At 57.8% G+C, this 10,458-nt stretch carries 15 protein-coding genes and 1 pseudogene; 9 read left to right on the forward strand and 7 right to left on the reverse strand.

The window, feature by feature from the left end; translation table 11 throughout:
- The first annotated feature begins 82 nt into the window (after positions 1 to 82).
- From ACN5AZ_RS18370 to ACN5AZ_RS18380, 3 genes are all read left to right on the forward strand, one after another.
- Positions 83 to 562, forward strand: a complete 480-nt coding sequence (locus ACN5AZ_RS18370) for an Lrp/AsnC family transcriptional regulator (protein WP_419430354.1) — start codon at positions 83 to 85, stop codon at positions 560 to 562.
- A gap of 395 nt (positions 563 to 957) precedes the next feature.
- Positions 958 to 1,959 carry a YHYH protein gene (locus ACN5AZ_RS18375; RefSeq protein ID WP_419430355.1) on the forward strand — a complete coding sequence of 334 codons (1,002 nt, stop codon included), beginning with the start codon at positions 958 to 960 and terminating at the stop codon, positions 1,957 to 1,959.
- Positions 1,960 to 1,968: 9 nt separating this feature from the next.
- Positions 1,969 to 2,553 (forward strand): hypothetical protein, encoded by a 585-nt coding sequence (locus tag ACN5AZ_RS18380; protein ID WP_419430356.1) that lies wholly within the window; start codon positions 1,969 to 1,971, stop codon positions 2,551 to 2,553.
- A 130-nt stretch (positions 2,554 to 2,683) separates the two neighbouring features.
- Here ACN5AZ_RS18380 and ACN5AZ_RS18385 read toward each other — a convergent pair whose 3' ends face one another.
- A complete protein-coding gene (locus ACN5AZ_RS18385; RefSeq protein ID WP_419430357.1) occupies positions 2,684 to 3,292 on the reverse strand; it encodes a TetR/AcrR family transcriptional regulator in 609 nt (202 codons plus the stop codon).
- 71 nt (positions 3,293 to 3,363) lie between these two features.
- Between ACN5AZ_RS18385 and ACN5AZ_RS18390 the strand changes: the two genes are divergently transcribed.
- Together ACN5AZ_RS18390 and ACN5AZ_RS18395 are read left to right on the forward strand one after the other, a co-directional pair.
- Complete coding sequence (locus tag ACN5AZ_RS18390; protein WP_419430358.1) at positions 3,364 to 3,897, forward strand: redoxin domain-containing protein; 534 nt, start codon at positions 3,364 to 3,366, stop codon at positions 3,895 to 3,897.
- 17 nt (positions 3,898 to 3,914) lie between these two features.
- A complete protein-coding gene (locus tag ACN5AZ_RS18395) occupies positions 3,915 to 4,313 on the forward strand; it encodes a nuclear transport factor 2 family protein (protein ID WP_419430359.1) in 399 nt (132 codons plus the stop codon).
- A 655-nt stretch (positions 4,314 to 4,968) separates the two neighbouring features.
- On the opposite strand, the gene ACN5AZ_RS18400 is transcribed toward ACN5AZ_RS18395, so the two are convergent.
- From ACN5AZ_RS18400 to ACN5AZ_RS18425, 6 genes and pseudogenes are all read right to left on the reverse strand, one after another.
- Positions 4,969 to 5,289: a hypothetical protein gene (locus ACN5AZ_RS18400; RefSeq protein WP_419430368.1), complete on the reverse strand. Its 321-nt coding sequence runs from the start codon at positions 5,287 to 5,289 to the stop codon at positions 4,969 to 4,971.
- 12 nt (positions 5,290 to 5,301) lie between these two features.
- Positions 5,302 to 5,601: pseudogene (locus ACN5AZ_RS18405) on the reverse strand (transposase); the annotation flags it as partial.
- On the reverse strand, positions 5,582 to 6,223 hold the full coding sequence (locus ACN5AZ_RS18410) for an IS110 family transposase (protein ID WP_419430360.1): 642 nt from the start codon (positions 6,221 to 6,223) through the stop codon (positions 5,582 to 5,584). The pseudogene ACN5AZ_RS18405 and the gene ACN5AZ_RS18410, both read right to left, overlap by 20 nt.
- A gap of 83 nt (positions 6,224 to 6,306) precedes the next feature.
- Complete coding sequence (locus tag ACN5AZ_RS18415) at positions 6,307 to 6,540, reverse strand: transposase (protein WP_419430361.1); 234 nt, start codon at positions 6,538 to 6,540, stop codon at positions 6,307 to 6,309.
- Positions 6,541 to 6,631: 91 nt separating this feature from the next.
- Positions 6,632 to 6,820 carry a hypothetical protein gene (locus tag ACN5AZ_RS18420; RefSeq protein ID WP_419430362.1) on the reverse strand — a complete coding sequence of 63 codons (189 nt, stop codon included), beginning with the start codon at positions 6,818 to 6,820 and terminating at the stop codon, positions 6,632 to 6,634.
- Positions 6,821 to 6,849: 29 nt separating this feature from the next.
- Entirely contained in the window at positions 6,850 to 7,266 is a 417-nt protein-coding gene (locus tag ACN5AZ_RS18425; protein ID WP_419430363.1) for a hypothetical protein, read from the reverse strand.
- Between the two features lie 231 nt (positions 7,267 to 7,497).
- Here ACN5AZ_RS18425 and ACN5AZ_RS18430 point away from each other — a divergent pair, with 231 nt between their 5' ends.
- The 4 genes from ACN5AZ_RS18430 (at position 7,498) to ACN5AZ_RS18445 (ending at position 10,103) form a co-directional block, all read left to right on the forward strand.
- Positions 7,498 to 7,863 (forward strand): hypothetical protein, encoded by a 366-nt coding sequence (locus tag ACN5AZ_RS18430; protein ID WP_419430364.1) that lies wholly within the window; start codon positions 7,498 to 7,500, stop codon positions 7,861 to 7,863.
- Positions 7,766 to 8,512 carry a hypothetical protein gene (locus ACN5AZ_RS18435; RefSeq protein WP_419430367.1) on the forward strand — a complete coding sequence of 249 codons (747 nt, stop codon included), beginning with the start codon at positions 7,766 to 7,768 and terminating at the stop codon, positions 8,510 to 8,512. The genes ACN5AZ_RS18430 and ACN5AZ_RS18435 overlap by 98 nt, the downstream gene beginning before the upstream one ends.
- 248 nt (positions 8,513 to 8,760) lie before the next feature.
- Positions 8,761 to 9,525, forward strand: coding sequence for a DUF4261 domain-containing protein (locus ACN5AZ_RS18440; protein WP_419430365.1), 765 nt, complete (start codon positions 8,761 to 8,763; stop codon positions 9,523 to 9,525).
- On the forward strand, positions 9,525 to 10,103 hold the full coding sequence (locus ACN5AZ_RS18445; RefSeq protein ID WP_419430366.1) for a DUF1963 domain-containing protein: 579 nt from the start codon (positions 9,525 to 9,527) through the stop codon (positions 10,101 to 10,103). Before ACN5AZ_RS18440 ends, ACN5AZ_RS18445 begins: the two co-directional genes overlap by 1 nt.
- The last annotated feature ends 355 nt before the right edge of the window (positions 10,104 to 10,458 follow it).

A 10,458-nucleotide genomic window follows, 5' to 3' on the forward strand; every position in this document is an offset into this window, starting at 1 on the left:
ACCTTTGCCAATCCTCCTTCTGTCACGGATCTTCAGGGAAGATTCTGCTCATGTTGAGCCACTTTGAGAAGGAAATCACCCCATGCCAGAGATTGACGCCGTCAATGCCCAGCTTCTGACCCTGTTGCAGGAGGACGGTCGCATGACCAACGCCAAGTTGGCCTTTCACCTCGGGATGAGCGAGACGCCCTGCTGGCGGCGGCTGAAACGGCTGGAAGAAAGCGGCATCATCGAAGGCTACCAGGCCAACCTGAACCGCCGCAAACTGGGCCTCGGCGTGATGGCCTTTGTCCAACTACGCTGCTCCGAACATGACCAGCGTGCCACCGCCGAGTTCCAGCGTATCGTCGAGACGACGCCGAACATCCTCGCCTGTCACAACACCACCGGTGCGGATGATTTCCTGCTGATCGTGGTGGCGCGCGACCTCGACGACTACAGCGCCTTCGTCGACAGCACGCTGCGCCGCCTGCCCGGCGTGACCAGCATCCGGTCCAACCTGTCCCTGAAGGAGATGAAGGCGTCGAGTAAATTGCCGGTGACTCCAGCTGATGGAGGCTGAACCGAAGACTATCGAGGTTGCTACCAGACACCCGGAAACATGGCGGTCCCGGCCCAAACCGGACCTTCATCCCGACATCAAGCGCCGCGTTGCAGCTTCACCAGACCGGCCATTCGCTGCGGGTGCTCAATTTTAGTCGTGTTCCAGGTCCGCTGAGCGGACCAAGCGATCAATGTTTGGTTTTCGCGAAGGTCCGCTTCGGACGGACATTCATTGCAGCAGTTGGGCCCGCATGGGCGATGCGAATGACAGCCTAACGTAAAAGTCGATGTGAGCGCGGATCGTCCTATGTTGGTCTTAGGACTGGCTCCCGACGGAAAGCGGTTTGCCATCCGTTTAAGTCCTATGACCGGCACACAGGTGGCCTACGGAAAGAAAAATGCGGGGAAATCAGAATGCGCGTGAACACCAAACTTTTGACCACCACCGCGATTGCGATCGCCGTTGGCGTGTGCGGAGCTCTCTTTCTGAGCAGTTCAATTCTGACAGCGCAATCGGCGGATGCCGTCACAACGGACACATCGCAGGCCGTGTCTGCGGCCAAATGGTCGGACAACGTGACAATCACCATCAACGATGACGACACGTTCCGGTATGAATCCGATGGCCTGCCGTCCACCTATCTTGCGGATGTCTATTTGGTTCCGGATGATCCGGGCATGATGCCGTTCAGCACAAACCCGGATGCAACATTCTGGGATTTGAAAGCTGCAGACATCGAAGCGTCGCCAATCGACACAACGATCACCACTTTACCAGTTTATAGCGAGACGCCGACGGACACATCGCTGGGCCAGATCGGTGTCGCCATCAACGGCGCGCGTTTGTTCAATGATTACGAGGACATGGAACGCACAATCGTCGCGCTCGATGACAATGTTATTCACGACCATGCCGCCTTTGTCGATGAATGCAACGGCCACCCCCTTGGCGATGGCACAACATATCACTACCACGGCATTCCGGTTTGCCTGACCGCCGAAGTCGACGTCGATGGTGAGCATTCCTATATGATTGGCGTCCTGCAAGACGGCTTTCCGGTTTATGCCAATCAAGGTGAAGACGGCGAGATCATGGTGAATGCCGATCTGGATGAGTGCGGCGGTCACTTTGGCCCAACGCCGGAATTTCCAGACGGTATCTACCACTACCATCTCACCGCTGACGAAGCCCCCTATACGATAGATTGCTACCACGGCGAAGTTGATATGGCTCAGATGCGCGGTGGCGGCGGTGGGGGACCGGACCTGTCGGCAGCCGCCGAGCAACTGGGCGTCTCGCAAAACGCATTGGCAGCGGCCCTGGGCGATGGTCCCCCAGACTTTGAAGCTGCCGCTGAAACGCTTGGGATAAGCGTTGATGACCTGATGTCCGTGCTTCCCGCGCCTCCACAATAAGAGGACGTCATGCGAACCTTGCTGTATGGTGCTCTTGTTGCGCTTATGGCGTTTACCTGCTCCATGGCGATCTTGTCATGGTTGGGTACAAACGCTGAACCGGAAGCCGCGCAGGATACGGCAAGCGTGGCCTTTGAAACCGTGCAGATGCAGGATATTTGCAGCGCGGAGAACCCGACTGGCGCGAATATGCAATCTATCATGGACGCGGGTATGGGCCACACCAATCCATTGCGGGAGGTCGCCGCTGATCTGCCGGTTCCAACGATCACGCATCTTGTGTTCCCGGACGAGATGGACGGATATAACGTCCAGATCCTAACGCGGAACTTTACCTTCACCCCTTCGGCGATCAACAAGGATGTCGTGGCAAACGAAGGACACGCGCATCTTTACATAAACGGCGAGAAGATCTCGCGCGTGTATGGGAATTGGATGCACATCCCTTCTAGCTTTTTGGTCACGGGGGCAAATGCTGTCAGCGTCACGTTGAATGCCAATGACCATAGTGAATGGTCAAAAGACGGGGTGTCGATCAGCTCGACAGTCATTGTCGTTAAGCCGGACTCGATTGCTTCAGACTTCAGCGAATAAACCCCGCGATCTGTTGCACGTCAAAGCAGCTCTTCAGTTTATTCAGTAAGTGCTGAAAATTGGGCCCGAAGCGAACAAGCGGCATCGTGGTGACGTGGACCCGTGTGACGCATTTGCCGTTTTCGGGCTGTCACGTTGAAAGCAGCATGGCCACCCGATCCGGGACATCTTGCAGCATCCGATCACGCGGCCAGCCCGCGCGCCCCCGAAACATATAGCCCTGCCGAATATCGAATAGCAGCGCGGCCCGCTCTTTTGCGGGAAATGTAGGGGGCAGGCTACCTTTATCGATTTCGCGCTGAAAGCGCGCCGTCAGTCGTTTCTCTGTATCCGCAATCGCATCGTCCACCCGTTCGGCCACCCCGTCCACCTGACCGACCGAGGTCACGACACTAGAGGCCAGAAAACACCCTTTGGCGCCGCTTTCATGCTCTGACGCCGATCGGATGACCTCGGCTAAAAAGGCACCAAGCGCTGTCTCGATGTCGTCTTCGCGCTCTAGCACGACCAGAGGTGTACAGGCGTCCGAGGAGCAATAGTGATCGATCGTCTTGAGGTAGAGACCGTGCTTGTCGCCGAAGGCCGCATAAAGGCTCGGGCCGGTGATCCCCATTGCACTGGTCAGATCCCGCATGCTGGCGCCATCATAGCCTTTCTCCCAGAACACGGCCATCGCCTTCAGCAAGGCCTGATCATAGTCAAAAGAGCGGGGGCGTCCCATCTTTTTTGTAACGGTCAATACAGAACTCCTTGACGCGAGTGATTTTCGCGACTTATGTATCGATCAATACATATAGGAGATCCCTTGAATTGACCAGTAGAAAACTCGCCGCCGGATCGGCTTTTCCGGCGATCACTCTCCCTATGCTCGGCGCTCAGCCGCGCGACATTTCCAGGCCGGGCGGCAGCTTGGATTGGATGCTTATTGTCGTTTATCGCGGCAAGCACTGCCCGCTCTGCACCCGGTATCTGCAACAGCTCAACGACGTGCTACCAGATTTGAACGCTCTTGGTGTAGATGTCGTGGCGGTGTCCGCCGATAGCGCGCCTCGCGCAACTGCCCATATGGCCGAGGTTGCGCCGCAGTTCAGCGTTGCCTACGGGCTGACTGTGCCCCAGATGCAGCAGCTGGGGCTTTACATTTCTGACCCGCGAAACGGCACCGATGTCGAGGCCCCCTTCGCCGAGCCCGGGCTCTTCGTGCTGAACGAAGACCGCATCCTGCAAATCACAGACATCTCGAACGTGCCTTTTGCCCGCCCGGATCTGACCTGGATCGCCAAGGGCATTGGGTTTCGTCGCGGCCCCATGAAAGCCGCGCCTGTCAACGGCACCTATGCCTGATCAAAACGGAGACAACGATGACAGAGAAGACCAACGAAGCCCTGCACAGCAAAGTGCAGGACCTAATGAAATACGGCACGAGCGCCAATATGGAAGAGCTGGACAAGATCTATCACAACGACATCGTGGTGATGGATCTCAGCATCGACGGCCGCCTCGTCACACTTGAGAAACAAGGCTTCATGGCCATGATCAAGGAGGCGTTCAAGGACAAGATCCCCGAAGATCACATGTGGTCGAAAATTCACAGTCTGACTGTGAACGGGGATCGCGGCCATGTCCTGATTTCACGGAAGATCCCCGTGGGCGGCCCGAAAATGCTCATCGACCTCAGCATCGATTTCGTCTTTGAGGACGGACGCTGGCAGGTCACGCGCGAGGTCAACTTCAGCCGCCCCGACACCGAAGCGGCCTGATCCGCAGGACGAGGTCGGCAGTCCCTTGGACCGCCGACCTTTCCCCTTTCGCAGCAAGGCGCAGTGAGTAGGTACTGAGCGATGATCGGAGCGGCCATTTCTTCCCGGGCCATCTCACCTCTCTGACCTGATTGGCGTCTTGCTTCATAGCTGCCGGTGCCCTGAGCCTGGTGGCAGTAGTGTCGGAGAGTTAGGTCAATATTTCAGGCCGTTTCTGGAAATGCAGTCATCCATCCATCGCGCAGCACCGGTCTAAATAGGGGCAAGCCGGACTTACGACATCCTGAACTGATGCGGTGGATGCCCCCACCAATGGCATCTCATATGCCATGATGGTTCCATTGGAACCGAAAGGAGGGCACACCGATGACGACAGATATCAGCATGCTGGCGATAGATCTTGCGAAGGGTAGCTTCCAGGTCTGCGCTGTCGGGCCGGAGGGACGTGTGTCAGGCCTCTGAGCGTGGCCTTCCATGACGCCACGGGTGGGTCATGCTGTTCGGAAGGCTGGGTTCACATCGGTTCAGAGAGCTGCAAGCGCTCGAGCCCCGGGACTGAATCTCCCGCCTTGAACTTCGAAGTCCTTGTCGCCTACTCCTCGTCGATCGCTCACCCCGGCCTTGCGGCCATGCCGTGTCCAGACCCTGCTCGGGGTCAGATCACGCCATTCGATAATCCTCTTTCTTCGTTGTCAGGGCCCAGATCATGCGAGCCATTCACTGCCCGGCAGGGCATGCCGAAGGCATGGCCCGAGAGGGTTGTTCGCCAACGGTCGACCGGCGACGGCGCCATCGGTTCGAGCCCGACGGTCGACGCCGCGACCATCCTGGGCTTGCGCGCCACCAGCGCGGCCAGCCAGCGGTTCGCACTGCCGCCCTTGCGAACCACCCAGCGGATCACGCTCGTCACGCCAAAGGCGTGCCTGCGGCACGACGCGCCAACAATCAGAAGGCGGCGGATGTCGGTCTGGCCCATTTTGCTGACCGAACCCAGCTTGATCTTGCCCCCGGTAGACCTCTGCCGGGGGACCAAGCCGAGCCACGGTAAGGAGGGTCAGAAAACTGTCTGGGGGACAGTTTTCCCGACGAACAAGTTTCGCCCGCTATCAAATGTGTCGAGGTCCGGGGCGAACGCCGAGACCGCGCCAGCGGTGACCGGGCCGATCCCGGGTATGGTACACAATCTTCGCAGCTGTGCATCTGTCTTCGATGCCGTCTCGAGTTCGTCCGCTAGCCGTTCGATCACCTCGGTGAGCCGCGCGATTTGGCTAAGGGAAATTGTTGCCATCTCCCGAACCGGGTATGGCAGGTCCGTGGCCTCGTCTTTCAACGCGTTCTCCAGCACCTTCAGGCTCGCGGGTCCCTTCGGCGCCACAAGGCCGAATTCGGCCAACCTCTCGTGACATTGCCTTTGGCAATGCACTGTCGGTCAGCGGATGTCCTCGAAGCGCGTTGGTGAGCTGCGTGCGTTGCCGGACCAGACATTGATGCGTCCGGAATGCGACCGCGCGCCCCTGGGTCTCGGCGCTCTTGACCGCCACGAAGCGCATGGTCGGGCGCAAGGCCGCTTCCGCGATGGCCTCCGCGTCCGCTTTGTCGTTCGGCGGGCAAACAGCGCCCCACGCTGTTTGCATTCCCGCCTCACTCTGACGCTTTACAAACGGCTTCACGTAGGCCGCTGGGACAAGCCGAACTTCGTGGCCGTGCCGTTGTGCCACCCGGCCCCAGTGATGCGAAGTGGCACAGGCCTCCATCGCAACGATGCACGCCGGCTGGTCGGCGAGAAGCGTCGCCAGACGCGTCCGCGACAAACTTCGGTTGTATAGAACCGTCCCCTCCGGCCCGACAGCGCAGACCTGGAAGCTACCCTTCGCAAGATCTATCGCCAGCATGCTGATATGTGTCGTCATCGGTGTGCCCTCCTTTCGGTTCCAAGGGAACAATCATGGCATATGAGATGCCGTTGGTGGGGGCATCCACCGCATCAGTTCACTCAGGACGCAACCGGAATATCCAACTGGTAGAAAAGCGCCCCGGCATCGGGCGACCACAAACCTTTCTTCTTCAACTCATGCCGCCAGGCGTAAATCTGTTGCCGCGTAATCTCGTGGCGCTGCGGCACTTGCGTCACCGTTGCCCCGCCAACACCAACCGACATGACAATTTCGAGCTTGTCCTCGTCGCGCCAGAAACGCCGCCGCTCCACCCCAAGAATTTCGCCACGCATCGATGACCCCCGAATAAGACACGTCGTTAAACACGTGTCTTGGAACATCGCCCCATGATCAGGCAGGCGGTCCCAATGGCGCGGTTACCTTCTACGAGGAAGACCAGCGGATGACGCGCCCAGAGACGAATGGCGCCATCGGCGCGGCAGGGCAGGGCGAGGCTTTGCGCAGCTTCTTCGAACAGGGACAGCTCGCTGGAAAAATGCCGAATTTCTTGAGGCCGACATAGTCAATTTCTGTGCCGCCCTTGGTGAGCGCCTGCTGGTGCTTGATGGTCACGGGTATTTCGTAAAGGCGCCGAGCGTGGCTTAGAAGAGGCGCACGCCGCCTTCGTTGAGGTACATCTCAAGGTGGGTGAGAATGTGGGAGCTCTGCGCATTGCCTTCGAACTTGGTGGACTGTCGGCGCAGGTCGTCGGGCAGGTGGCCTTCCTCCACAAGCCAGTCGCCGATACGTATCGCCAGCGACCGCCTCACGCTGTCCACTTCGATGGAATGGATCAGCCGGTGCTGCACGTGGCCATGCTCGTAGAGCGGCTGCACCTGTGTCTTGTTGGCGAGGCGCTGGAAGGGGCGGAGAAGACGATGCGGTCGTGATCTTGCAGGAAGATCGAGCTGCTGCGTTGGGGGCTTGTAGCTGCGGTCCCTGAGGCGCTCAGGGTTGAGCAGCTTTTTCCAAGTCGTGGGGGCGGCGCCTCTGGCGGAGGAGGGCAGGGAAGGTGGCATGGTGGATCCTTGCGCGTGAACCCAGCGCGGGGCGCTATCGACAGCCGTTGTTACGCGATCCCGGTGGGAAAGCGAAGGGCCGGAACGTGACCCGGCGCAATCAGGCGATTGCAAAAAGCGCGACAAAAGAAGACTTTACCCGTGGGTAAGCTTTGCGGGAGGTCGCGGCGTGATCGAGACTTAGGGCGAGGCGCCAGACGGAACGTCGGTTCGGCGGATTCGGATTGCGATATGGCGGCACAATTCCTGACGTTTTGCGCGGTGCTTCAGGATCTGAGGATGGCGGGAGCGGATTTCAGCCTTGCGCTCGGGCGTTTGGAGCTTCGGCCCTACCTAAGCAACCCCAACTACCTTGGCGTGGCCATCGGGCGGTTTGCCAACCGTATCAACGAGGGCCGCACCCGGATCGGGGACAGGCTCCTCTCCCCCGACCGAAATGAAAACGGCAAGTATCACCTGCACGGGGGGCGCGGATCGCTCGCCGTTTCGGTACTAAACGCTGGCGGAGCATTCGAAGACCCATGTGGTGTTGTCCGACGTGCTGCCGGATGGGTATATAGGGTACGCTGGCAATCTGGAGGTTTCGGTTCGGTTTGAACTCACCGAGGCCAATGGGTTGCGCACCGAGAGCAGGGCCAGTACCGATGCGCCGACCCTGTGCAATTTCAAGACGCATAAATATTGCAACTTCGATGGCGGGGCGGATACGCGGGATTATTATTTGAGGGTCAAAGTCGATCAGCTCCGGCCCGGCGGCAACGATTGCATTCCGACGGGGGAAATCGCGGCTGTGCCCGGGAGCCGGTTCGATTTCAAAAAAAGCGATAGTTTTTTTAGTGGTAATTTTGAAGAGCTGGACCATAGCTTCTGCCTGAATGAAAGCGGTTATATCGCGGCGGCGTTTTCGTCGACGCGGTCATACATCTGGTGCGAGCTGATGACCGCGGACCCCGGGCTTCAGGTCTATACGGGGCAGGCGGCCAGCGCCCCGCCAATCGGGCCTTTTGCAGGAAACCTCCTTGAGCCGCAGATCTGGCCGTTCGCGCCGAACCAACCCGAGTTCCACGGCGCTGTTCTGCATCCAGGCGAGTTTTGTGTTCAGCCCTCGGTGTTTCGGCTGACGAAACGCGGGGCGGGTTTAAACGCCTGCGCCCCCGAAAAATCTCACAGACCACATAGACTGGCTGGATGGGTTCCTGAAACCTATGGCTCAGGTCAATCGGACGTGCGCCATTCAACATATTGACATTATGAAATATATTTGAGGCCGGCTGTTCCTTCGCTCCAAACCCCCTGTCGCGCAATAGCGTCAGAACTCTCTTGAAAAATGGTTAACGAACAAGAATAAGTTGTCGAAGCAAGTATAAGTTGTTTGGGGACAGTTATGCCGATTGTGGCGGGGGTCTTACGACCCGCGGTGTTTCGTGAATGGAATTGTCGCGTCGTCGCAGGGTGCGAAGGCTATTGCCGATATCCAGTCGCAACGGTGTCGAAATGACAGCGGCGTTCATAGCTGTGGTTTTGCTCCGCAAACCCGTTCGGTTTGAAAAGGCGGATGTCAAGGCCTTGGTATCTGATCTGCCCCCTCGGTCATTGCCGTTCCTGCACAATTTCGATGATGCCGGTGACAAGATCTCCATTCACTTGGACGATCAGGCTTTTGCCATTCTTGCCACAGATCAACCTGTGCCCCGTTCCGACGTCGCGCATGAACTGGACCGTCCTGGAAACGAAGCCCTCGCGGAAGCGTTCGACAGCCATACGGCGCATCTCCTTGTTGTGTGCCGCCTGCCCGCGGCGGAGATGGGGGTGGCGCTGATGGCCGCGACCGGAGTGCATTTGTTGGCGCACCGTCTGGGCGCATTGGGCGATCCCGTGGCCGTGACCTGGGCGTCCAGCATGCGCACGGAACGTTGGGATACGTTTGCCGACCTCACTGCGCCTCTGATCAGGGTCTACGACAACGAGCCCGCGTTTCCATCGCGGTACTGGGTGTCAATTCAGATCACGCAGGACAGCAAGAAATTCGGCGGAGAGACCAAGGGGTTGAATCCGCTGACCGGCTACAAACTGTCCATGACCCCGGTCGATTGGCCGATAGAAGACGTCGCCGCGCGGCTGGTGGGGATAGTGCAATACCTGATGGAAAACGGGCCGGTGCTCGAAGACGGGCAGACGTTTGGTGCCTCAGAAGAGGAACGGTTCCGCATTGCTTTGGACGGCGAAGTGATGCGGTTGGAATTGGAAGGGCAGGGGTGATGGAAGAACAGGAAATCGCTGGAATTTGGCTCCGCAAGACGCCGCTTGACACGGATGAGGGGGCGCCAGGATGCTATCTTGGCGGTCTGCCAACACTGCCTGACACCTATGAATGGCCGATACACACGATAGACGACGGGGCCGTTTCTGTGCCAATGCATTTCCTTGGCCAAATCAATTTGGCCGCTTTGCCGCAGGCGAATTTCTTGCCCGAGATGCCGCGAAGCGGTACGTTGTTTTTCTTTTTCGATCCTGTTTATTCGGATGGTTGGGAGCAAGGAAACAACGCGGCGGTCGTCTATGTGGAAGAAGATGTGTTGGACGTTCCGCCCAGGACTGTTCCAGAAGGGCTTCCTGTTGAAGAAGAGTGTTTTCCTTATCAAATAAGCTGGTACTACGAAAAAAATAGAACAACTCAATACAAAAATGGCCGATTGTCCTGGAAGAATTTTGGGAAATTGGGGAGGATGCTTTTTTTCCACCGAGTGGCCTCAAGCTGGACAGTGAAGCAGATCGTACGCGAGCCTACGACGGGGAGGTGGGGCGCACACGTTTTTTTGCGCCACACAGCTTTGTAGTCCTATCCGATACCTTCTTTATTGATGCACCAGAGGGTGCGTTTCGATCTGGGTCGTTCCCATTGCTGGTTCTGGATTTCGATAAGGATATAGGGTTCAACAACGGGCAAATGGTGATAACAATTGATCCTTCAGAAATGGCGCGCGGACAATTCAATCATGTACAGTTTGGGGTAGTGTAATATGGCCGGTTTTGATTTTTCAAAGAGAAATAGTGGTGCCGCAGGAAGCTTAGCCAATAACCTAGGTTCAGGACCCACTGACTTCCCGGTATCAGCGTGATTCACGGCTCGAAAATCGAGCGGTGAACATGTCTGATCTCTTCTGGTTGAGTGATGCGCAGATGGCGCGTCTG

It is taken from the genome of Sagittula sp. SSi028, from assembly GCF_048553715.1.
Lineage (GTDB): Bacteria > Pseudomonadota > Alphaproteobacteria > Rhodobacterales > Rhodobacteraceae > Sagittula.